Below are 21,204 nucleotides of genomic sequence, written 5' to 3' on the forward strand. Positions count from 1 at the left end.
AAATTCGTGTGACTTTTTTGCGGTTGCGTCGTTCAATCGATTATTATTGTATTTGAGGAGCTTAGCCCGGAATTGTGGCCCAAATTTGCGTCAATTCCGGCAATATTGTTGCCAATCAATGCGGCAGGTGTCTTGAAATGGTGCCTAAACTCTTGCAGAGAGAGCGCGGCTGCGCTAACCACTTTGGCGTTGCAACATATTTGTGCGCCTTTAGACTTTCAGTCGCAAAGGCAGGTCCGGCACCCGGCCGGACAGGGAAGAGACCATGACTGAACTCCTCAGTTCCTATATTCCGATCGCAATCTTTATCGGTATCGCTCTTGTCATTGGCCTGGCGCTTCTCATCGCGCCTTTCGCTGTCGCTTACAAGGCGCCGGACCCGGAAAAGCTCTCCGCTTTCGAGTGCGGTTTCAATGCCTTCGACGACGCCCGCATGAAGTTCGATATCCGGTTTTATCTGGTGTCCATTCTCTTCATCATCTTCGACCTGGAAGTCGCCTTCCTGTTCCCCTGGGCTGTGTCCTTCGGTGATATGGGCTGGTTCGGTTTCTGGTCTATGATGGTGTTCCTCGCCGTTCTCACCATCGGCTTTATCTATGAGTGGAAGAAGGGAGCGCTGGAATGGGCATGAGCCAGAACAACAGCACGCTCGTTGCACCGCAGCCGAAGGGGATCATCGATCCCGCGACCGGCAAGCCTGTCGGCAGCAACGATGCCTACTTCACGGAAATCAACGACGAGCTGGCCGACAAGGGCTTTCTCGTCACCTCGACCGACGAGCTGATCACCTGGGCGCGTACCGGCTCCCTGATGTGGATGCAGTTCGGTCTTGCCTGCTGCGCCGTCGAGGGTCTGATGCAGGCTTCCGGCCCGCGTTACGACATGGAGCGCTTCGGTGTCGCCCCGCGCGCCTCGCCGCGCCAGTCGGACGTGATGATCGTCGCGGGAACGCTGACCAACAAGATGGCGCCTGCACTGCGCAAGGTCTATGACCAGATGCCTGAGCCGCGCTACGTCATCTCCATGGGCTCCTGCGCCAATGGCGGCGGCTATTACCATTATTCCTACGCCGTCGTGCGCGGCTGCGACCGAGTCGTCCCGGTGGATATCTACGTTCCGGGCTGTCCCCCCACGGCGGAGGCGCTGCTTTACGGCGTGCTTCTGCTGCAGAAGAAGATCCGGCGTACCGGTACGATCGAGCGCTAAGGGCAAAGGACGGATTAAGGAATGAGCGAAGCTCTAAACGATCTTGCTGCTTACGTTAAGGAAGCGCGTGGTTCCCTCGTGGTTTCGGCCGATATTGCCTATGGCGAGTTGACGCTGAACACGACGACGGAAAGCGTTATCGCGCTTTTGACGTTCCTGCGTGACGATGTGCAGTGCGGTTTCGTCAACATCATCGATATCTGCGGCGTCGACTGGCCGCAGCGCGAGAAGCGTTTCGACGTCGTTTATCACCTCTTGTCGCCGCGCCAGAATCTGCGCGTGCGCATCAAGCTGCAGGTGGCGGAAGACGAGGGCGTTCCCTCGGCAACCTCCGTTTACATGGGTGCAGACTGGTTCGAGCGCGAAGCCTGGGATATGTATGGCATTCCTTTCGAAGGCCATGCGGATCTTCGCCGAATCCTCACCGATTACGGTTTCGAAGGTCATCCGCTGCGCAAGGATTTTCCGGTTACCGGCTTTGTGGAAGTACGCTACGATGACGTTCTGAAGCGGGTTCTCTATGAACCGGTCGAACTGAAGCAGGAATTCCGCAATTTCGATTTCCTCTCTCCCTGGGAGGGGACTGACTATGTTCTCCCAGGTGATGAAAAGGCCAAGCAATGAGCGAAGCCCCCGCGACAGAGCACGGACAATGTCTTTGCGGCGCCGTTGGCTTCAATGCCAGCATCGGCGCCCGCGAATTCGGCGTTTGCCATTGCTCGATGTGCCGCCGCTGGTCCGGCGGAACATTTCTGGCTGTCGAATGCGCTGACGTCGCCATCGAGAACGAGGAACATTTCGGTGTTTATACCTCGTCGGAATGGGGCGAGCGCTGCTTCTGCAAAAATTGCGGCAGCACGCTGATGTGGCGCTCCAAGGATGGCAAGCATTTTGCCGTCTCGTTGCAGGCTTTCGACAACCCTTCCAGTTTCCATTTTGCGTCGCAGATTTTCACGGATGAGAAGCCTTCGAGCTATTCTTTCGCGCAAACCACGCAGAACATGACCGGCCCCGAATTCATCGCCATGATCACCTCGGCGGAGCACTAGAATGACTGAGCATAACGTCCGCAATTTCACGATCAACTTCGGTCCGGAACACCCTTCCGCGCACGGCGTGCTGCGTCTGGTTCTGGAACTGGACGGCGAAATCGTCGAGCGCGTCGATCCGCATATCGGTCTTCTGCATCGCGGTACCGAAAAGCTGATCGAGACCAAGACATACCTTCAGGCGGTGCCTTATTTCGACCGTCTCGACTACGTCGCGCCGATGAACCAGGAACACGCTTTCGCGCTCGCCGTCGAAAAGCTGCTGGGTCTCGAAATCCCGATGCGCGGCCAGTTGATCCGCGTGCTTTATTCGGAAATCGGCCGCATCCTGTCGCACATCATGAACGTGACGACTCAGGCCATGGACGTCGGCGCAATGACGCCGCCTGTCTGGGGCTTCGAGGAACGTGAAAAGCTGATGGTGTTCTACGAGCGCGCCTGTGGCGCCCGCATGCACTCGGCCTATGTCCGTCCGGGCGGCGTGCATCAGGATCTGCCGCCGGAACTGGTCGAAGATATCGGCAAATGGTGCGATCCCTTCATTACCGTTCTCGACAATATCGAAGGCCTGTTGACCGACAACCGCATCTACAAGCAGCGTAACGTCGATATCGGCGTCGTCTCGCTTGAAGATGCCTTTGCCTGGGGTTTCACGGGCGTCATGGTGCGCGGTTCGGGTGCTGCCTGGGATTTGCGTCGCGCGCAGCCCTACGAGTGCTATTCCGATCTGGAGTTCGATATCCCCGTCGGCAAGAACGGCGACTGCTATGACCGTTACCTGATCCGCATGCAGGAAATGCGCGAATCGGTGAAGATCATGAAGCAGTGCGTCGATCTTCTCTCCGGCAAGCACCGCATCGGCCCGGTCTCCTCGCTGGATGGCAAGGTGGTTCCGCCCAAGCGCGGCGAGATGAAGCGTTCGATGGAAGCTCTTATCCATCACTTCAAGCTCTATACCGAAGGCTATCACGTTCCCGCCGGCGAAGTTTACGCCGCCGTCGAAGCGCCGAAGGGCGAGTTCGGCGTCTACGTGGTCGCCGATGGTTCGAACAAGCCCTACCGCTGCAAGATCCGCGCGCCGGGTTATGCACATTTGCAGGCGATGGATTTCCTGTGCAAGGGCCATCAGCTTGCCGACGTTACAGCCGTGCTCGGCTCCCTCGACATCGTGTTCGGGGAGGTCGACCGCTGATGCGTCTGCCGCTGGCCATCTTGGCTTTTCTTGCTGCGATGTCGACCTCCGTTCTCGCCCAGACGGCGACGGAAGAGGGGGGCGTATCGCTATCAAGCAGCGGCGGTTCCACCATCAAGCAGCTTCTGTCTTCGGGATACGAGATCAAGGCCTCGGTTCCCAATGGCAGCAAGTTCATCGTGTTCATGCAGAAAGACAAGGCGGCTTATGCCTGCGAATTCGTCACGGTGGCGAGATCGCGTTGTGAGACGTTAAACTGAAAAGGCGTGAGGAAGTATGTCCGTTCGTCGACTAGCCGAAGATCAGTTCCAGCCCGTGGCATTTGCCTTTAACGCGGATAATACCGCATGGGCGGAAAAGACGATCCAGAAATATCCGGAGGGACGCCAGCAATCGGCGGTTATCCCGCTGCTTATGCGTGCGCAGGAGCAGGACGGCTGGGTTACCCGCGCCGCCATCGAAAAAATCGCCGACATGCTGGATATGGCCTATATCCGCGTCATGGAAGTGGCGACCTTCTACACCCAGTTCCAGCTGAAGCCGGTCGGCACACGCGCCCATGTTCAGGTTTGCGGCACCACGCCCTGCATGCTGCGCGGCTCCGAAGCGCTGATGGATGTCTGCCGCAAGAAGATCCACCACGATCCGCTGCACACCAACGAGAGCGGCACGCTGTCCTGGGAAGAAGTGGAATGTCAGGGCGCCTGCGTCAATGCGCCGATGGTCATCATCTTCAAGGATGCCTATGAGGATCTGACGCCCGAGCGCCTGGAAGAGATCATCGACACGTTCGAGGCAGGCAAGGGCGACACGGTCAAGACCGGCCCCCAGATCGACCGTCACCAGTCGGTGCCCGTTGGCGGCCTGACGACGCTGACGGAAGAGATCAAGCCAGATCGCTCCAATCTCGACAAGCCTGCGGAAGCTCCGGCGGAAGCAGCCCCCGTTCTTCCTTCGAATGCCGCCAAGCCGAAGACGGACGCACCGGAAACCGATCCGAAGCTGAAGACGCCTGCGAACGAGCCCAAGGCTGCTGCGGAAAACGCAAAGGCAGGGGAACAGCAATCGGCAGGCAAGGAAGCGACAGCATCCAGACCGTCGCTTGAGTCGGCCGACCGTCCCGCAGGCATTGAAAAGCCCGCTGCGCCCGATGACCTGAAACTCATTTCAGGCGTTGGCCCGAAGATCGAAGGCACGCTTAACGAGCTCGGCATCTTCACCTATGCGCAGATTGCCGGCTGGAAGAAGGCCGAGTGCGACTGGGTGGATGGTTATCTGAATTTCAAGGGCCGCATCGAACGCGATGAGTGGATCAAGCAGGCCGAGGCGCTCGCCAAGGGTGGCGAAGCCGAGTATATCAGGGTCTTCGGCAAGAAGCCGCGGTAAAGGGTGAAGCATGTTAAAAGATCAGGATCGCATCTTTACCAATCTCTACGGCCTCAAGGACAAGTCCCTGAAGGGCGTGATGGCGCGCGGCCATTGGGATGGCACCAAGCAGATCATCGAAAAGGGTCGTGACTGGATCATCAACGAGATGAAGGCTTCCGGCCTTCGCGGTCGCGGCGGCGCAGGCTTCCCGACGGGTCTCAAGTGGTCCTTCATGCCCAAGGAAAGCGACGGCCGTCCGCATTATCTCGTGGTCAACGCCGACGAATCCGAGCCCGGCACCTGCAAGGACCGCGAAATCCTGCGCAACGATCCGCATACGCTGATCGAAGGCTGCGTTATCGCCGGTTTCGCCATGGGTGCACACACCGCCTATATCTACGTGCGCGGCGAATATATGCGCGAACGTGAGGCGCTTCAGGCCGCCATCGACGAATGTTACGATGCGGGCCTGCTCGGCAAGAACAACAAGAACGGCTGGGATTTCGACATCTACGTCCATCACGGCGCAGGTGCCTATATCTGCGGCGAAGAGACGGCACTGCTTGAAAGCCTCGAGGGCAAGAAGGGCCAGCCGCGCCTGAAGCCGCCGTTCCCGGCCAATATGGGTCTTTACGGTTGCCCGACGACCGTCAACAACGTCGAATCCATCGCCGTTGCTCCGACCATTCTGCGCCGAGGTGCGGCATGGTTCTCGTCTATCGGCCGTCCGAACAATGTCGGCACCAAGCTGTTCATGGTCTCCGGCCATGTCGAGCGTCCATGCACCTTCGAAGATGCGCTGGGCCTGTCCTTCCGTGAGCTGATCGAACACCATTGCGGTGGCATTCGCGGCGGCTGGGACAATCTGCTTGGCGTCATTCCCGGCGGCGCATCCTGCCCCATCGTGCGCGGTGAGGACATGAAGGACGCCATCATGGACTTCGACGGCATGCGCGAAGTGAAGTCGTCCTTCGGCACCGGCGGCATGATCGTCATGGACAAGTCCACCGACGTCATCAAGGCGATCGCCCGCATCGCGGCCTTCTTCAAGCATGAAAGCTGCGGCCAGTGCACGCCGTGCCGTGAAGGCACCGGCTGGATGTGGCGCGTGCTGGAACGCATGGTGAAGGGCAACGCGCAGAAGCGCGAAATCGACATGCTGTTCGAAGTGACGAAGCAGATCGAAGGCCACACCATCTGTGCGCTCGGCGACGCCGCCGCATGGCCGGTACAGGCGCTGATCCGCAATTTCCGTCCGGAAATCGAAAAGCGCATCGACCAATATACCTACAGGGCCATGGATGATGGCGCTGTTCTGGAAGCTGCCGAATAAGCTTTCGCAGTTTGCATGCGGCGCGGGGATGATCCCGGCGCCGGAAAACCATGAAGCGCCTGACCGACGAGATGAAGTCTCGGGCGCGATTAAGGATTTGTTGCGGACCGTGTGAGAGACACGGGACGAACAGGCAACAGGACGTAAGTAGAACCATGGCAAAGCTCAAGGTTGACGGTAAAGAGATCGAGGTTCCGGATCATTTCACGCTGTTGCAGGCGTGCGAGGAGGCTGGTGCTGAAGTTCCGCGCTTTTGTTTTCATGAGCGCTTGTCGGTCGCGGGTAACTGCCGCATGTGTCTGATTGAGGTGAAGGGCGGACCGCCCAAGCCCGCCGCATCCTGCGCCATGGGCGTGCGCGACGTTCGCGGCGGCCCGAATGGCGAATTGCCTGAAGTTTTCACCAACACGCCGATGGTCAAGAAGGCCCGCGAAGGCGTGATGGAGTTCCTTCTCATCAACCACCCGCTCGATTGCCCGATCTGCGACCAGGGCGGCGAATGCGACCTGCAGGACCAGGCTATGGCCTTCGGTATTGCCGGTTCGCGTTACGCGGAAAACAAGCGTGCGGTTGAAGACAAATATATCGGTCCGCTCGTCAAGACGGTGATGAACCGCTGCATCCACTGCACGCGCTGCGTCCGTTTCACCACGGAAGTTGCCGGCATCGCCGAACTCGGCCTCATCGGCCGCGGCGAGGACGCTGAAATCACCACCTATCTCGAGCAGGCGATGACCTCCGAGCTTCAGGGCAACGTCGTCGATCTTTGCCCGGTCGGTGCGCTGACCTCCAAGCCTTTCGCTTTCACTGCCCGTCCGTGGGAACTGAACAAGACCGAAACCATCGACGTGATGGACGCTCTCGGTTCGGCAATCCGCGTCGATACCCGTGGCCGCGAAGTCATGCGCGTCATGCCGCGTGTCAACGAGGCAATCAACGAAGAGTGGATTTCCGACAAGAGCCGCTTCATCTGGGACGGCCTGAAGACGCAGCGTCTCGACCGCCCTTACGTCCGCAAGGATGGCCGCTTGCAGCCCGCAAGCTGGGGCGAAGCCTTCGGCGCTATCAAGCAGGCGGTTGCCGCGACCAGCGGCAGCAAGATCGGCGCGATTGCCGGTGACCTTGCTTCCGTCGAGGAAATGTTCGCGCTGAAGTCGCTTCTGGCGTCGCTCGGCTCGGCCAATGTCGATTGCCGTCAGGATGGCGCAGCGCTTGATCCGTCTTTGGGTCGCGCCAGCTACCTGTTCAATTCCACAATCGAAGGCATTGAGCACGCGGATGCGCTGCTGATCGTCGGCGCCAACCCGCGTTATGAAGCGGCCGTGCTCAATGCACGTATCCGCAAGCGCTGGCGTCGCGGTGGTTTCCCGATCGGCGTGATCGGCGAAGCCGGTGAGCTGCGCTACAACTACGAATATCTAGGCTCCGGCGCGGAAACGCTTTCCGATCTCGCCAATGGCTCTCACAGTTTTATTGAGAAGCTGAAGTCCGCCAAGAACCCGCTGATCATCATCGGCCAGGGCGCTCTGGCACGCGCCGATGGTGCAGCCGTTCTCGCGGCCGCTGCGAAGCTTGCCGTTTCGGTTGGCGCAATCAGCGAAGAGTGGAACGGCTTCTCGGTGCTTCACACTGCCGCTGCCCGCGTCGGTGGTCTCGACATCGGCTTCGTGCCGGGCGAGGGCGGTGTTGCTGCTGCCGAAATGGTAACGTCCATGGACGTTCTCTTCCTGCTCGGCGCCGATGAAATCGACCTGTCGAACAAGGGCGCCAAGTTCACCGTCTACATCGGTAGCCACGGCGACCATGGCGCGATGAACGCCGACGTCATCCTTCCGGGTGCAGCCTACACCGAAAAATCCGGTATCTGGGTCAACACCGAAGGCCGCGTTCAGGTGGGCAACCGCGCCGGTTTCGCACCGGGCGAAGCCCGTGAAGACTGGGCGATCCTACGTGCGCTTTCCGACGTGCTCGGCAAGAAGCTGCCGTTCGATTCGCTGTCGGCGCTGCGCGGCCAGCTTTATGTCGCGCATCCGCATCTGGCGGAAACCGATGAGATCGTTGCCGGCAACGGCGCGGATGTCGAGGCACTTGCCGCTCGCGCGGGCAGCCTCAATAAGTCTGCGTTTGCCTCGCCGGTAAAAGACTTTTATTTGACGAACCCGATTGCGCGTGCATCCGCCGTCATGGCCGAGTGTTCCGCATTGGCCCGCAACAATTTCCAGGCTGCGGCAGAGTAAGGGTAGGGGATTATGGAATCGTTTTTCTGGAGCTACGTCTGGCCCGCGCTGATCATGGTCGGCCAGTCCCTGCTGCTTCTCGTTTGCCTTCTGGTGGCCATCGCCTTCCTTCTGCTTGCCGACCGTAAGGTCTGGGCAGCCGTGCAGTTGCGCCGTGGTCCCAACGTCGTCGGCCCCTTTGGTCTGTTCCAGTCCTTCGCCGACCTTTTGAAATTCATCCTGAAGGAGCCCGTCATTCCCGCGGGCGCCAACAAGGCGGTCTTCCTTCTGGCGCCGCTGGTTGCCGTAACGCTGGCGCTCGCCACCTACGCGGTCATCCCCTTTGCCGATGGCTGGGTCGTTGCCAATATCAATGTCGGCATTCTCTACATTTTCGCGATTTCCTCGCTTGAAGTGTACGGCATCATCATGGGCGGCTGGGCTTCGAACTCGAAGTACCCGTTCCTCGGCGCGCTTCGTTCGGCGGCGCAGATGGTGTCCTACGAAGTGTCGATCGGCCTCGTCATCGTCACCGTGCTTCTGTGCGTCGGCTCGCTCAACCTCACGGATATCGTTCTGGCGCAGCGCACCGGCCTCGGCACGATGATCGGTCTGCCGGCCTCGTTCCTTGACTGGCACTGGCTGTCGCTGTTCCCGATGTTCATCGTTTTCTTCATATCGGGCCTTGCCGAAACCAACCGTCCTCCCTTCGACCTTCCGGAAGCGGAATCGGAACTGGTTGCCGGTCACATGGTCGAATATGGCTCGACGCCTTACATGATGTTCATGCTCGGCGAATATGCTGCGATCGTCCTGATCTGCTGCCTGACGACGATCCTGTTCCTTGGTGGCTGGCTGCCGATCGTGGATGTGTGGTTCCTGAACTGGATTCCGGGCATTGTCTGGTTCGCGCTCAAGGGCTGCATGGTTTTCTTCATGATCGCTCTGGTGAAGGCCTTCGTTCCGCGTTACCGCTATGACCAGCTCATGCGCCTTGGCTGGAAGGTATTCCTGCCGCTGTCGCTCGCCATGGTCGTTATTGTTGCATTCGTATTGAAGCTGACGGGGTGGGCTGGTTGATGTCCGTACTCCTCGCTCAGAAATCTGGAGTTTGAGATGGCCAGCCTTTCCCAAGCCGTCAATTCACTGTTCCTCAAGGAGTTCGTCGGTGCGATCTTCCTGACGATGCGCCACTTCTTCAAGCAGAAGGCCACGGTGAATTATCCTTTCGAAAAGGGCCCGGTGTCTCCGCGCTTCCGCGGCGAGCATGCGCTGCGCCGTTATCCGAACGGTGAAGAGCGCTGCATCGCCTGCAAGCTGTGTGAGGCGATCTGTCCCGCTCAGGCGATCACCATCGAAGCCGGTCCGCGCCGCAATGACGGCACCCGTCGCACGGTGCGTTACGACATCGACATGGTGAAGTGCATCTATTGCGGTTTCTGCCAGGAAGCCTGCCCGGTGGATGCCATCGTCGAAGGCCCGAACTTCGAATTCGCGACGGAAACCCGCGAGGAGCTCTATTTCGACAAGCAAAGGCTTCTCGACAATGGCGACCGCTGGGAGCGTGAAATCGCGCGCAACCTCGCACTGGATGCGCCTTACCGTTAAGGCGCAACCGTCTTTCCGGGGGAGACCCCGGAAAGCGAAGAAAGAGTAAAAGAGCCTGCACGGTTATCGCCGGCGGGGACGAAACGGGTAGAGCGCGCGATTGCGCGGTCTTTGCCCGGATGAGGACAAGAAGGCACCAACATGGGTCTGCACGCTGTATTCTTTTATATATTCGCTTTCGTCGCCGTGGCGTCTGCGTTCATGGTCATCGCATCGAAGAACCCTGTTCATTCGGTGCTGTTTCTGATTTTGACCTTCTTCAACGCAGCCGCGCTGTTCCTGCTGACGGGGGCCGAATTCCTCGCCATGATCCTGCTCGTCGTTTATGTCGGTGCGGTGGCGGTGCTCTTCCTCTTCGTCGTCATGATGCTGGATGTGGATTTTGCGGAGCTGCGCTCCGGCGTGCTGCAATATGCGCCGATCGGTGCGCTGATCGGTATCATTCTCGCGGCTGAACTGATCGTCGTGGTCGGCGGCAGCGTGCTTAACCCGCAGGCCGCCAAATCGATTACCATGCCGATCCCGTCACCGGCCGTGCGCACCAATACGGCCGCACTGGGCGACGTGCTCTATACCAATTACGTCTACTTCTTCCAGCTTGCCGGTCTCGTGCTGCTGGTGGCCATGATCGGCGCCATCGTGCTGACGCTGCGTCACCGCACCGACATCAAGCGGCAGAACATATCCACGCAGGTCGGACGTGACCCGAAGACCGCCGTCACCACGGTCAAGGTCAAGCCGGGCCAGGGCATCTGAAGGCGCGAACGGATCCAAGGAAACAGAATATGGAAATCGGTCTTTCCCACTACCTGACGGTCAGCGCGATCCTCTTCACGATCGGCATCTTCGGTATCTTCCTCAACCGGAAGAACGTCATCGTCATCCTCATGTCGATCGAGCTCATCCTGTTGGCGGTCAACATCAACATGGTGGCGTTCTCGGCTTTCCTGAACGACATCGTCGGCCAGGTCTTCGCACTGTTCATTCTGACCGTCGCAGCCGCCGAAGCGGCCATCGGTCTTGCAATACTCGTTGTCTTCTACCGCAACCGCGGATCGATCGCTGTCGAAGACGTCAATATGATGAAGGGCTGATAAGGCTATGATCTACAAGGCTATCGTCTTTCTTCCCCTGATCGGCTTCCTGATTGCCGGCCTGTTTGGCCGGTCGATCGGCGCCAAGGCTTCGGAATATGTCACCACCGGTCTGATGATCGTGGTCGCCGTCCTGTCGTGGATCGTTTTCTTCTCCGTCGCGCTTGCCCATGGCGAGCCGGGCGAGGTGATCAAGGTCACCGTGCTGCGCTGGATCCAGTCCGGCGGCATCGACGTCGAATGGGCGTTCCGCATCGACACGCTGACGGCCGTCATGTTCGTCGTCGTCAACACCGTCTCGACGCTGGTGCACCTCTATTCGATCGGATACATGCACCACGATCCGCATCGTCCGCGCTTCTTTGCCTATCTTTCGCTGTTCACCTTCGCCATGCTGATGCTGGTGACCTCCGACAACCTGCTGCAGATGTTCTTCGGCTGGGAAGGCGTTGGTCTGGCGTCGTACCTGCTGATCGGTTTCTGGTTCAAGAAGCCTTCGGCGTCTGCTGCAGCCATGAAGGCGTTCATCGTCAACCGTGTTGGCGACTTCGGCTTCATTCTCGGCATATCAGGCGTCTTCGTATTGTTCGGCTCGATCAATTTCGAAACCATCTTCGCTGCCGCCAGCACCTACCTGCCAGCTGAAGGTGCAGCTTCGACGGAAACCGTCATCAACCTGTTCGGCATGCAGCTGGACAAGGCCAATGCGATGACGGGCGTCTGCCTGCTGCTTTTCATGGGCGCCATGGGTAAGTCGGCGCAGTTCCTGCTGCACACCTGGCTGCCGGACGCGATGGAAGGCCCGACCCCTGTGTCCGCCCTCATTCACGCCGCAACCATGGTCACCGCCGGTGTCTTCCTGGTTGCCCGCATGTCGCCGCTGTTCGAATTGTCGCATGATGCGCTCACCGTCGTGACGCTGGTCGGCGCCATCACCGCCTTCTTCGCAGCGACCGTCGGTCTCGTGCAGAACGATATCAAGCGCGTGATTGCCTATTCGACCTGCTCGCAGCTCGGTTACATGTTCGTGGCACTTGGCGTTGGCGCTTATGGCGCGGCCGTGTTCCACCTCTTCACGCATGCCTTCTTCAAGGCACTGCTGTTCTTGTGCGCCGGTTCGGTTATCCATGCCGTCGATGGCGAGCAGGACATGCGTTACATGGGCGGCCTGCGCAAGCATATCCCCATCACCTTCTGGACGATGACCGTCGGCACGCTTGCGCTGACAGGTGTGGGCATTCCGGGCACGATGATCGGCTTTGCCGGCTTCTTCTCGAAGGACGTGATCATCGAATCCGCTTATGCGTCCCATTCGGTGCTGTCGGGTTTCGCCTTCACGCTGCTGGTCATCGCAGCGCTGTTCACCAGCTTCTATTCCTGGCGTCTGGCGTTCATGACTTTCTTCGGAAAGCCGCGCGCTTCGGCTGACGTGATGCACCATGTGCATGAATCGCCGATGGTCATGCTGATCCCGCTCTTCATCCTCACAGTCGGCGCGATCTTCGCCGGTGTTGTCTTCGAAGGTTACTTCTTCGGCCATGAATATGCCGAGTTCTGGAAGGGTGCTCTCTTCACGCTTCCGGAAAATGAAATCCTTGACGAGTTCCACCATGTTCCGCTGTGGGTCAAGTGGAGCCCGTTCTTCGCCATGGCACTTGGTTTCGTCACCGCATGGTACATGTATATCAAGTCGCCGGAGACGCCGAAGCGTCTGGCAGCGACCCATCGCGGCCTCTATCAGTTCCTCTTGAACAAGTGGTATTTCGACGAGCTTTACGACTTCCTGTTCGTGCGTTCCGCAAAGGCGCTCGGCCGCTTCCTGTGGAAGAAGGGCGACGTGGCCGTCATTGACCATTATGGACCGAACGGCATTGCAGCGCGTGTGGTTGACGTGACCAACCGCATGGTCCGCCTGCAATCCGGTTACCTTTATCACTATGCCTTTGCGATGCTGATCGGCATCGCGGCGCTTGTCACCTGGATGATGCTCGGGAGTGCGTTTTGATGACCGATTGGCCAATTCTTTCAACGGTCACCTTTCTGCCGCTCGTCGGCGTGGTGCTCTTGCTGCTGACCAATGAGAACGGCCCTTACGGTCGCCGCAACATTCTCAACGTCTCGCTGCTGACGACCGTTTTCACCTTCCTGGTGTCGCTGTTCGTCTGGATCGGCTTCGATAATTCGAACCCCGGTTTCCAGATGGTGGAAAAACACGCATGGTTCGGCAACATCGCCGCCTATCATCTGGGCGTCGACGGCATCTCCATGCTATTCGTCATCCTCACCACCTTCCTCATGCCTTTCTGCGTGCTGGCAAGCTGGCAGTCGGTTGAAAAGCGCATCAAGGAATACATGATCGCCTTCCTGCTTCTGGAAGTCGTCATGATCGGCGTCTTCGTGGCGCTGGATACCGTTCTTTTCTACGTCTTCTTCGAAGCAACGCTGATCCCGATGTTCATCATCATCGGTGTCTGGGGCGGCAAGGATCGCGTCTACGCGTCCTACAAGTTCTTCCTCTACACGCTGCTTGGCTCGGTTCTGACCATGCTCGCCATCATGGCGATGTACTGGCAGTCCGGCACAACAGACATGACCGAACTTCTGAAATACGGCTTCCCGGCCGGCATGCAGACGTGGCTATGGCTTGCCTGTTTCGCGGCATTCTCGGTCAAGATGCCGATGTGGCCGGTACACACCTGGCTGCCGGATGCGCACGTGCAGGCGCCGACCGCGGGTTCCGTCATTCTGGCAGGTGTCATGCTGAAGCTTGGCGGTTACGGTTTCATCCGTTTCTCGCTATCGATGTTCCCTTTGGCGTCGGACTATTTCGCTCCCTTCGTCTTCACGCTGTCGGTTCTCGCCATTATCTACACCTCGCTGGTGGCGATGATGCAGGACGACATCAAGAAGCTGATCGCCTATTCCTCCGTCGCCCACATGGGTTACGTGACCATGGGCATCTTCGCGGCCAATGTGCAGGGCGTGCAGGGCGCAATCTTCCAGATGCTGTCGCACGGCATCGTGTCGGGCGCGCTCTTCCTCTGCGTCGGCGTCGTTTACGATCGGCTGCATACCCGTGAGATCTCTGCCTATGGCGGTCTCGTGAACAACATGCCGAAATATGCCGTCGCCTTCATGATCTTCACCATGGCCAATGTCGGTCTGCCCGGCACCTCCGGCTTCGTTGGTGAATTCCTGACGCTGATCGGCGTATTCCGCGCCAACACGCTGGTCGCGCTGTTTGCGGCAACCGGCGTCATCCTCTCGGCCGCTTACGCGCTGTGGCTCTACCGCCGCGTGATTTTCGGTGCGCTTGAGAAGGAAAGCCTGAAATCGATGCTCGATCTGTCGACCCGCGAAAAGGTCATCCTTTATCCGCTGGTTGCGCTGACGATCTTCTTCGGCGTCTATCCGGCTCCGGTTTTCGATGCGACAGCCGCTTCGGTCGATCTTCTGGTAAACAACTATACGGCTGCATTGCAGGCGGCGCAAAATGTTGCGCTTTCTATGAATTGACGACAGGACCCGTTGGACATGACCGCTGAAATTCTTTTTGCCAGTCTGCACATCGCGACGCCCGAGCTGATCCTTGCGGTCGGCGCGCTGGCGCTGCTCATGATTGGCGTCTTCTCGGGCGACAAGTCGACAACGACGGTCACGGGCCTCTCCGTGGCCTTGCTGCTCGTCGTCGGTCTCTGGATCGTCTTTGCGCCCGCTTCGGGTGTGGCTTTCGGCGGCGTTTACGTCGCCGATGCCTTCGGCAACTTCATGAAGGTGCTGGCGCTGATCGGCTCGATCACCGCCATGATCCTTTCTGTCGGCCAGAGCCGTTTTGAGCCGGTCGGCCGGTTCGAATATCCGGTGCTTCTGGTTCTGGCGACGCTCGGCATCCTGCTGATGATTTCGGCCAACAACCTGATCTCGCTCTATATGGCGCTGGAGCTGCAGTCGCTTGCGCTCTACGTCGTCTGCGCCATCAACCGGGAAAGCCTTCGCTCCACCGAAGCGGGCCTGAAATACTTCGTTCTCGGTGCGCTCTCCTCGGGCATGCTGCTTTACGGCATGTCGCTGGTTTACGGCTTTACCGGCAATACCGGCTTTACCGAAATCGCCCAGGTTCTGACGGCGGAGACCCGTTCGCTCGGCCTCGTCTTCGGTCTGGTTTTTGTTCTTGCCGGTCTGGCATTCAAGATTTCCGCCGTGCCGTTCCACATGTGGACGCCGGATGTTTATGAGGGTGCGCCGACACCGGTCACGGCCTTCCTGTCTGCCGCTCCCAAGATCGGCGCCATGGCGATCTTCGTTCGCATCGTTGTTGACGCTTTCCAGCCGGTCTTTGCCGACTGGCAGCAGATCGTCGTCTTCATCTCCATCGCCTCCATGCTGCTCGGCTCGTTCGCGGCAATCGGCCAGAAGAACATCAAGCGCCTGATGGCCTATTCTTCCATCGGTCACATGGGTTACGCGCTGGTTGGTCTTGCGGCGGGCACCGAGGCGGGTATCTCGGGCGTCATTCTCTACATGACCATCTACATGGTCATGACGCTCGGCACCTTCGCCTGCATTCTCTCCATGCGTCGCAAGGAAATCGGCAATGTCGAAAATGTCGAGGATCTGGCCGGGCTTTCGTCCACCAACCCCTTCATGGCAGTTGTTCTTACGATCCTGATGTTCTCGCTTGCCGGCATTCCGCCGCTCGCCGGCTTCTTCGGCAAGTACTACGTCTTCCTTGCTGCCATTGAAGCCAAACTCTATCCGCTTGCCGTCATCGGTGTGATCGGCTCGGTTGTCGGTGCGTATTATTATATCCGCGTCGTCAAGGTCATGTGGTTCGATGAAGCCAAGGGCAGCTTCGAGCGTCCGGCTGGCGAACTGAAAATCGTTTATGCGCTCTCTGGACTGTTCGTCGTCGCCTTCATCGTCTTCGGTGGTGCGCTCGGCAATGCAGTCACGGTTGCGGCAAAGACGTTCTTTTGAGCAATACGCACAAGCATACGGGCCGGATGTCCATCGATGACTTCCGGCACGAGGCGATGGCGGAAACGCCATCGACCAACATAGAATGTTTCGCCCGGGCAAGGGCAGGCGATGGCGGCAATCTGTGGATCACCGCCATCCGCCAGACTGGCGGACGCGGTCGCCGCGGCCGGCCTTGGGTGTCTGAACCAGGCAATCTCTACGCTTCGCTTCTTCTCATCGATCCCGCGCCAATGGACCGCATCGGTTCATTGCCGCTTGCCTTTGCGCTCGCCGTCTACCGCGCCATTCGCGCTGTGCTGCCGACGGGTGGCGATCCGCTAGAGATAAAATGGCCGAATGACGTGCTGATCGGGCGCCGGAAGACCTGCGGCATTCTGATGGAAGCCGAACTTCTGCCGGATGGACGCCGCGCCATCGTCATCGGCATCGGCATCAATATCGCCCACAAGCCTGAAAATCCGCTTTATCCCGTCACCATGCTTTCCGAACACGGGGCGTCGTGCTCCCCCGACGAGCTGTTCGCGCATCTCTTCCGCGAGACAGCGGATGTGCTGCAAAGCTGGGATGAGGGCAGGGGCGTTTCCGGTGTCATGGCCGGATGGCGGGCGGCTGCCTGCGGTATCGGCGAACATATCACCGTCAATTTTCCGGATCGCTCGATCGGCGGGCGTTTCGTTGGAATTGATGATAATGGTTATCTGCTGCTGGATGAGGATGAGGGCACAAGGCGCTCCATCGCCGCCGGCGACGTGTTTTTTGGATGAGGTGGACGGCGTGTCTTCAAAGACCCGCGCCGAACCTCTTCCCACAGGTTGGAGCTTTCCTGCTGCTCATGAAAAGCAGGGTGACAGACCGGCTCCGCATCGGCCCGGTCGATCAGATGATGTTTCAGGTCCGATGCTGTTAAACGGGCGGCTGGGCGCGGCATATTGCCGTCGCCAGCGCGCTCTCGTGAATGGATAAGAAGAACAATGACTAAACAGGACGAACTGGTATTTCTGCCGCTTGGCGGCGTCGGTGAAATCGGCATGAATCTCGCGCTGTACGGCTACGGTCCGGAAAGCAAGCGCCAATGGATCATGGTGGATTGCGGCGTTACCTTTGCCGGTCTCGATCTGCCTGGTGTCGATCTGGTTCTGCCCGATATCAGCTATATCGCCGAGCAGAAGAAGAACCTCAAAGGCATCATCATCACCCACGCCCATGAGGATCACTACGGCGCGCTGAACGATCTGTGGCCGGGCCTCAACGTGCCCGTCTATGCCTCGGGTTTCACCGCCGGCATGCTGGAGGCAAAGCGCGCCTACGAGGGCAGCCGTGCCGAAATTCCAATCACCCCGTTCAAGGCGGGTGATCGCATCAATGTCGGCCCGTTCGAAATCGAGGCCGTCGGCGTCAACCATTCGATCCCCGAGCCGATGTCGCTGGTCATCCGCACGCCGCTTGGCAATGTCATCCACACGGGCGACTGGAAGATTGACGAGGCGCCGTCTCTCGGTCCGTTGACGGATGAGGCGCGTTTCCGCGCCATCGGCGAGGAGGGCGTGCTGGCGTTGATGTGCGACAGCACCAACTCGCTGCGTGACGGCGTATCGCCTTCGGAGCACGAAGTGTCTGAGGGGCTGCGCCAGATCATTGAAAATGCCGAGGGTCGCGTGGCCATCACCACCTTCTCCTCCAATGTCGGCCGTATCCGCTCCATCGCGCAGGCTGCGGAAGCTGCCGGACGCGAAGTGCTGCTGCTCGGCTCGTCGCTGAAGCGCGTCGTCAACGTTTCGCAGGATCTCGGCATCATGGAAGGTATCAAGCCGTTCCTGGCTGAAGACGAATACGGCTATATTCCGCGCAACAAGGTGGTCGTCATTCTCACCGGTTCGCAGGGCGAGCCGCGGGCAGCCCTTGCCAAGCTTTCGCGCGATGAGATGCGTAATGTAGCGCTGGCTGCCGGTGATACGGTAGTATTTTCCTCGCGCGCCATTCCGGGTAACGAAAAGGCGATCATCGAGATCAAGAACGGCCTGATAGAGCAGGGCATCCATATCGTTACCGACAATGAGGCTTTGGTGCATGTCTCCGGCCATCCCCGCCGTAACGAACTTCTGAGGATGTACGAATGGACCAAGCCGCAAATCCTGGTGCCGGTGCATGGCGAGGCGGCGCATCTGGTCGCGCAGAAGGAACTGGCTGAACAGGCCGGCATTTCTCAGGTGCCGAAGGTTCGTAACGGCAACATTCTGCGTCTGGCGCCAGGTCCTGCGGAAGTTATCAACGACGCACCGCACGGCCGCGTCTTCAAGGACGGCAACCTCATCGGTGACCTCGACGAGATGGGGATCAGCAACCGCCGCAAGCTTTCCTTCGCCGGCCATGTCTCCGTCAATGTGCTGCTGGACAGCCGCTACGACTTCCTCGGAGATCCCGATGTCGTACCTTTCGGCCTGCCGGAATTCGATGATGAGGGCGAGGACATGGAAGATACGCTCTATGACGCCGTACTCGGTGCCGTGGAAAGCATCCCCCGTGCCCGCCGCAAGGATCTTGCGCTGCTGCGCGAGTCAGTGCGCCGCGCCGTACGCGCCGCTGCCAATCAGGCATGGGGCAAGAAGCCGATCGTGACGGTTTTCGTCACCAAGGTCTGAACCGGAAAATCCCGGGTTTTCAAACCGTCACGCCCCGTCATGTCCGGACCATCTCGGACATGACGCAATCGCTGTCCGCGATCGTTCCTTCTCCTCTCTTGCAGCTTTTTACACATCTTGCAGGGAAGTGATTCCGGTTCGCGGATGAATGCGTTACAAGGGGCGCATCACGCAGGAGGACGTCATGCCGCTTCTTTCGGTCTTCGCCATTTATTTCATCGTCTGGTGGACGGTGCTTTTCGTTGTGCTGCCGATTGGCCTTCGCACTCAGGAGGAAGACGGCGATGTGGCGATCGGCACGGTTGCAAGCGCCCCGTCAAGGTTCAGGGGCGGGCGCATCGTGTTGTGGACAACGCTGATATCGGCTTTGATCTGCGGGCTCTGGTACGGCGGAACCTGGTGGTTCGGTGTCAGCATGGACGACCTTCCGAGAATTATCCCGGTTTTCGACTGAAGCACCTCACCCACGCCCTAGGATTAAGCGCGCCGCAGAATTTTGCAGCGTGGCGGGCTTCGTGATGCGATTTAAGGCAACATAAGCTGTGCTGCCGTTTTATGAATGGTCGCCACAAGATGCGCCAGTGCTGTCACATGGATGTCATATCAGTCGTGCACACACCATGAGCGTGTCTGGCGGGCAATTCGCTGTCACAATTTTACCGGAATAAGCATTCGGGGTTGTGAACTTCGCCGGAATCAAAAAAAAACAAGGCATTTCAGCCTTGTTTTTCAGGTTTCGCGTGATCTGTAACCGTTACCGGGGCAGCGACAAGCGCGCCTAAGATCGAATCCTCCCAAGACTGACCGCGAAAACGGCAAGAATTTAGACTTCCTGCCTCTTTTGTGAGCTAAAGTTAGCCCAATCACCCATGCTTGTCATCTCATTTTTTGCATATTTGTTACAGTCGGCAAAAAATTCCCTGTGGTGCAATTTGTCGCACCGGATCAAGAATAATATTCCGGCCAAAGCGTTTTGACGCGAATTAGCTATCGCGAAAATGCCACGAAATCGCCTAGGCAGGTCTTTGCATGGCGGGTTTTCTTCTTGGTCAGAAACAGCTATGTACGGCGCCAATATCCCTCTATTCGGGGCGATTCCCGCGCCTTTGCGTGTTGTTGCCCATACCAATGGAAGTCGTCATGCGTCTCAGCCGTTATTTCATGCCCATCCTGAAGGAAAACCCCAAGGAAGCGGAGATTGTCTCCCATCGCCTTATGCTGCGTGCGGGCATGATCCGGCAGCAATCGGCTGGCATCTATTCCTGGCTACCGCTCGGCAAGCGCGTTCTGGACAAGGTCAACAGGATCATCCGCGAGGAGCAGGATCGCTCGGGCGCGATCGAGCTTCTGATGCCGACGCTGCAGACGGCTGAGCTGTGGCAGGAGAGCGGCCGTTATGACGATTACGGCAAGGAAATGCTGCGCATCAAGGACCGTCAGGACCGCCAGATGCTGTATGGCCCCACTAACGAGGAGATGATCACTGACATCTTCCGGTCCTATGTGAAATCCTACAAGAACCTGCCGCTGAACCTCTATCATATTCAGCTGAAGTTCCGCGACGAGGTGCGCCCCCGTTTCGGCACCATGCGCTCGCGCGAGTTTTTGATGAAGGATGCCTATTCCTTCGATCTGACCAAGGAAGACGCGATCCACTCCTATAACAAGATGTTCGTGGCTTACCTGCGCACCTTTGAGCGCCTTGGCCTGCGCGCCATTCCCATGCGTGCCGATACCGGCCCTATCGGCGGCAATCACAGCCACGAATTCATCATTCTGGCCGATACCGGCGAATCCGAAGTCTTCTGCCACAAGAGCTTCCTCGACCGCGCCATCCCCGCCGACGATACCAACTTCGACGACGTCGCAGCCCTTCAAGGCGTTTTCGACGAATGGACGGCCGACTATGCTGCCACCTCGGAAATGCACGACGAATCTGCTTATGAGGCCATTCCCGATGGCGAGCGCCTTTCGGCGCGCGGCATCGAAGTCGGCCACATCTTCTATTTCGGCACCAAATATTCTGAGCCGATGGGCGCCAAGGTGCAGGGTGCTGATGGCAAGGAACACCCCGTTCACATGGGGTCCTACGGCATTGGCCCGACACGCCTTGTTCCCGCCATCATTGAAGCATCGCATGACGAAAACGGAATCATCTGGCCGGCTTCGGTCGCTCCTTTCGATGTCGTGATTATCAACATGAAGGCAGGTGACGCAGCCTGTGATGCGGCGTGCGAAAAGCTGTATTACTCGCTCTCCAATGCCGGCAAGGATGTTCTTTATGACGATACGGACGACCGCGCGGGCCAGAAGTTCGCGACTGCTGACCTGATCGGCGTGCCGATGCAGATCATCGTCGGCCCACGTTCGGCAGCGAACGGTGAAGTCGAGGTGAAGGATCGCAAGACCGGCGACCGTGAAACCGTCACAATCGAAGCGGCAATGAACAGGGTGCTTGGCTAAGCGCGAAATGGTGAAAGTGACGAGCGGTTTTCGCCTGAAATCCGCTCCAGCTTTAT

General features: G+C 58.6%; 20 protein-coding genes. All 20 read left to right on the forward strand.

Annotated features, from left to right (window positions below; genetic code table 11):
* Positions 1 to 265 precede the first annotated feature (265 nt).
* The 20 genes from QE432_RS19090 to proS all read left to right on the forward strand — a co-directional run bounded on the left by QE432_RS19090 (position 266) and on the right by proS (position 21,148).
* Entirely contained in the window at positions 266 to 631 is a 366-nt protein-coding gene (locus QE432_RS19090; protein WP_003512653.1) for an NADH-quinone oxidoreductase subunit A, read from the forward strand.
* A complete protein-coding gene (locus QE432_RS19095; protein ID WP_003512655.1) occupies positions 622 to 1,206 on the forward strand; it encodes a NuoB/complex I 20 kDa subunit family protein in 585 nt (194 codons plus the stop codon). Before QE432_RS19090 ends, QE432_RS19095 begins: the two co-directional genes overlap by 10 nt.
* A 21-nt stretch (positions 1,207 to 1,227) precedes the next feature.
* The gene (locus QE432_RS19100) at positions 1,228 to 1,830 is read left to right on the forward strand and encodes an NADH-quinone oxidoreductase subunit C (RefSeq protein ID WP_003512657.1); all 603 of its coding nucleotides are present in this window, start codon (positions 1,228 to 1,230) and stop codon (positions 1,828 to 1,830) included.
* A complete protein-coding gene (locus QE432_RS19105) occupies positions 1,827 to 2,255 on the forward strand; it encodes a GFA family protein (protein WP_038490727.1) in 429 nt (142 codons plus the stop codon). The genes QE432_RS19100 and QE432_RS19105 overlap by 4 nt, the downstream gene beginning before the upstream one ends.
* Position 2,256: 1 nt before the next feature.
* A complete protein-coding gene (locus QE432_RS19110; protein ID WP_003512668.1) occupies positions 2,257 to 3,447 on the forward strand; it encodes an NADH-quinone oxidoreductase subunit D in 1,191 nt (396 codons plus the stop codon).
* On the forward strand, positions 3,447 to 3,707 hold the full coding sequence (locus QE432_RS19115; protein WP_013635948.1) for a hypothetical protein: 261 nt from the start codon (positions 3,447 to 3,449) through the stop codon (positions 3,705 to 3,707). The genes QE432_RS19110 and QE432_RS19115 overlap by 1 nt, the downstream gene beginning before the upstream one ends.
* A 16-nt stretch (positions 3,708 to 3,723) precedes the next feature.
* On the forward strand, positions 3,724 to 4,833 hold the full coding sequence (locus tag QE432_RS19120) for an NADH-quinone oxidoreductase subunit E (RefSeq protein ID WP_019565474.1): 1,110 nt from the start codon (positions 3,724 to 3,726) through the stop codon (positions 4,831 to 4,833).
* Between the two features lie 10 nt (positions 4,834 to 4,843).
* A complete protein-coding gene (nuoF, locus tag QE432_RS19125; RefSeq protein WP_003502381.1) occupies positions 4,844 to 6,148 on the forward strand; it encodes an NADH-quinone oxidoreductase subunit NuoF in 1,305 nt (434 codons plus the stop codon).
* 155 nt (positions 6,149 to 6,303) lie between these two features.
* Positions 6,304 to 8,385: an NADH-quinone oxidoreductase subunit NuoG gene (gene nuoG / locus QE432_RS19130; RefSeq protein ID WP_019565476.1), complete on the forward strand. Its 2,082-nt coding sequence runs from the start codon at positions 6,304 to 6,306 to the stop codon at positions 8,383 to 8,385.
* A gap of 12 nt (positions 8,386 to 8,397) precedes the next feature.
* Positions 8,398 to 9,444, forward strand: coding sequence for an NADH-quinone oxidoreductase subunit NuoH (gene nuoH, locus QE432_RS19135; RefSeq protein ID WP_013635951.1), 1,047 nt, complete (start codon positions 8,398 to 8,400; stop codon positions 9,442 to 9,444).
* A 36-nt stretch (positions 9,445 to 9,480) separates the two neighbouring features.
* A complete protein-coding gene (gene nuoI / locus QE432_RS19140) occupies positions 9,481 to 9,972 on the forward strand; it encodes an NADH-quinone oxidoreductase subunit NuoI (RefSeq protein ID WP_003512679.1) in 492 nt (163 codons plus the stop codon).
* Positions 9,973 to 10,113: 141 nt separating this feature from the next.
* Complete coding sequence (locus QE432_RS19145) at positions 10,114 to 10,728, forward strand: NADH-quinone oxidoreductase subunit J (RefSeq protein ID WP_003512680.1); 615 nt, start codon at positions 10,114 to 10,116, stop codon at positions 10,726 to 10,728.
* 29 nt (positions 10,729 to 10,757) lie between these two features.
* A complete protein-coding gene (gene nuoK / locus QE432_RS19150; RefSeq protein ID WP_003496445.1) occupies positions 10,758 to 11,066 on the forward strand; it encodes an NADH-quinone oxidoreductase subunit NuoK in 309 nt (102 codons plus the stop codon).
* Between the two features lie 7 nt (positions 11,067 to 11,073).
* On the forward strand, positions 11,074 to 13,071 hold the full coding sequence (nuoL, locus tag QE432_RS19155) for an NADH-quinone oxidoreductase subunit L (RefSeq protein WP_013635952.1): 1,998 nt from the start codon (positions 11,074 to 11,076) through the stop codon (positions 13,069 to 13,071).
* Entirely contained in the window at positions 13,071 to 14,582 is a 1,512-nt protein-coding gene (locus tag QE432_RS19160; protein WP_013635953.1) for an NADH-quinone oxidoreductase subunit M, read from the forward strand. The genes nuoL and QE432_RS19160 overlap by 1 nt, the downstream gene beginning before the upstream one ends.
* Positions 14,583 to 14,600: 18 nt before the next feature.
* Positions 14,601 to 16,043: an NADH-quinone oxidoreductase subunit NuoN gene (nuoN, locus tag QE432_RS19165; protein WP_003512691.1), complete on the forward strand. Its 1,443-nt coding sequence runs from the start codon at positions 14,601 to 14,603 to the stop codon at positions 16,041 to 16,043.
* 26 nt (positions 16,044 to 16,069) lie between these two features.
* Positions 16,070 to 16,810 carry a biotin--[acetyl-CoA-carboxylase] ligase gene (locus tag QE432_RS19170; protein WP_013635955.1) on the forward strand — a complete coding sequence of 247 codons (741 nt, stop codon included), beginning with the start codon at positions 16,070 to 16,072 and terminating at the stop codon, positions 16,808 to 16,810.
* Positions 16,811 to 17,017: 207 nt separating this feature from the next.
* Positions 17,018 to 18,685, forward strand: a complete 1,668-nt coding sequence (locus QE432_RS19175; RefSeq protein WP_003512693.1) for a ribonuclease J — start codon at positions 17,018 to 17,020, stop codon at positions 18,683 to 18,685.
* 148 nt (positions 18,686 to 18,833) lie between these two features.
* Positions 18,834 to 19,139 (forward strand): DUF1467 family protein, encoded by a 306-nt coding sequence (locus tag QE432_RS19180; protein ID WP_162633693.1) that lies wholly within the window; start codon positions 18,834 to 18,836, stop codon positions 19,137 to 19,139.
* Between the two features lie 686 nt (positions 19,140 to 19,825).
* A complete protein-coding gene (gene proS / locus QE432_RS19185; protein ID WP_111783318.1) occupies positions 19,826 to 21,148 on the forward strand; it encodes a proline--tRNA ligase in 1,323 nt (440 codons plus the stop codon).
* The last annotated feature ends 56 nt before the right edge of the window (positions 21,149 to 21,204 follow it).

Source organism: Agrobacterium sp. SORGH_AS_0745 (genome assembly GCF_030818995.1).
GTDB lineage: Bacteria > Pseudomonadota > Alphaproteobacteria > Rhizobiales > Rhizobiaceae > Agrobacterium > Agrobacterium tumefaciens.

Bases quoted from the DNA above. Each gene is read 5' to 3' on its own strand.
- QE432_RS19110 (WP_003512668.1), top strand. From the start codon at position 2,257: ATGACTGAGCATAACGTCCGCAATTTCACGATCAACTTCGGTCCGGAA.
- nuoL (WP_013635952.1), top strand. From the start codon at position 11,074: ATGATCTACAAGGCTATCGTCTTTCTTCCCCTGATCGGCTTCCTGATT.
- proS (WP_111783318.1), top strand. From the start codon at position 19,826: ATGCGTCTCAGCCGTTATTTCATGCCCATCCTGAAGGAAAACCCCAAG.
- nuoG (WP_019565476.1), top strand. From the start codon at position 6,304: ATGGCAAAGCTCAAGGTTGACGGTAAAGAGATCGAGGTTCCGGATCAT.
- QE432_RS19105 (WP_038490727.1), top strand. From the start codon at position 1,827: ATGAGCGAAGCCCCCGCGACAGAGCACGGACAATGTCTTTGCGGCGCC.
- QE432_RS19180 (WP_162633693.1), top strand. From the start codon at position 18,834: ATGCGTTACAAGGGGCGCATCACGCAGGAGGACGTCATGCCGCTTCTT.
- QE432_RS19160 (WP_013635953.1), top strand. From the start codon at position 13,071: ATGACCGATTGGCCAATTCTTTCAACGGTCACCTTTCTGCCGCTCGTC.
- nuoF (WP_003502381.1), top strand. From the start codon at position 4,844: ATGTTAAAAGATCAGGATCGCATCTTTACCAATCTCTACGGCCTCAAG.
- QE432_RS19100 (WP_003512657.1), top strand. From the start codon at position 1,228: ATGAGCGAAGCTCTAAACGATCTTGCTGCTTACGTTAAGGAAGCGCGT.
- QE432_RS19170 (WP_013635955.1), top strand. From the start codon at position 16,070: ATGTCCATCGATGACTTCCGGCACGAGGCGATGGCGGAAACGCCATCG.
- nuoK (WP_003496445.1), top strand. From the start codon at position 10,758: ATGGAAATCGGTCTTTCCCACTACCTGACGGTCAGCGCGATCCTCTTC.
- QE432_RS19145 (WP_003512680.1), top strand. From the start codon at position 10,114: ATGGGTCTGCACGCTGTATTCTTTTATATATTCGCTTTCGTCGCCGTG.
- QE432_RS19090 (WP_003512653.1), top strand. From the start codon at position 266: ATGACTGAACTCCTCAGTTCCTATATTCCGATCGCAATCTTTATCGGT.
- QE432_RS19095 (WP_003512655.1), top strand. From the start codon at position 622: ATGGGCATGAGCCAGAACAACAGCACGCTCGTTGCACCGCAGCCGAAG.
- nuoI (WP_003512679.1), top strand. From the start codon at position 9,481: ATGGCCAGCCTTTCCCAAGCCGTCAATTCACTGTTCCTCAAGGAGTTC.
- nuoN (WP_003512691.1), top strand. From the start codon at position 14,601: ATGACCGCTGAAATTCTTTTTGCCAGTCTGCACATCGCGACGCCCGAG.
- nuoH (WP_013635951.1), top strand. From the start codon at position 8,398: ATGGAATCGTTTTTCTGGAGCTACGTCTGGCCCGCGCTGATCATGGTC.
- QE432_RS19175 (WP_003512693.1), top strand. From the start codon at position 17,018: ATGACTAAACAGGACGAACTGGTATTTCTGCCGCTTGGCGGCGTCGGT.
- QE432_RS19120 (WP_019565474.1), top strand. From the start codon at position 3,724: ATGTCCGTTCGTCGACTAGCCGAAGATCAGTTCCAGCCCGTGGCATTT.
- QE432_RS19115 (WP_013635948.1), top strand. From the start codon at position 3,447: ATGCGTCTGCCGCTGGCCATCTTGGCTTTTCTTGCTGCGATGTCGACC.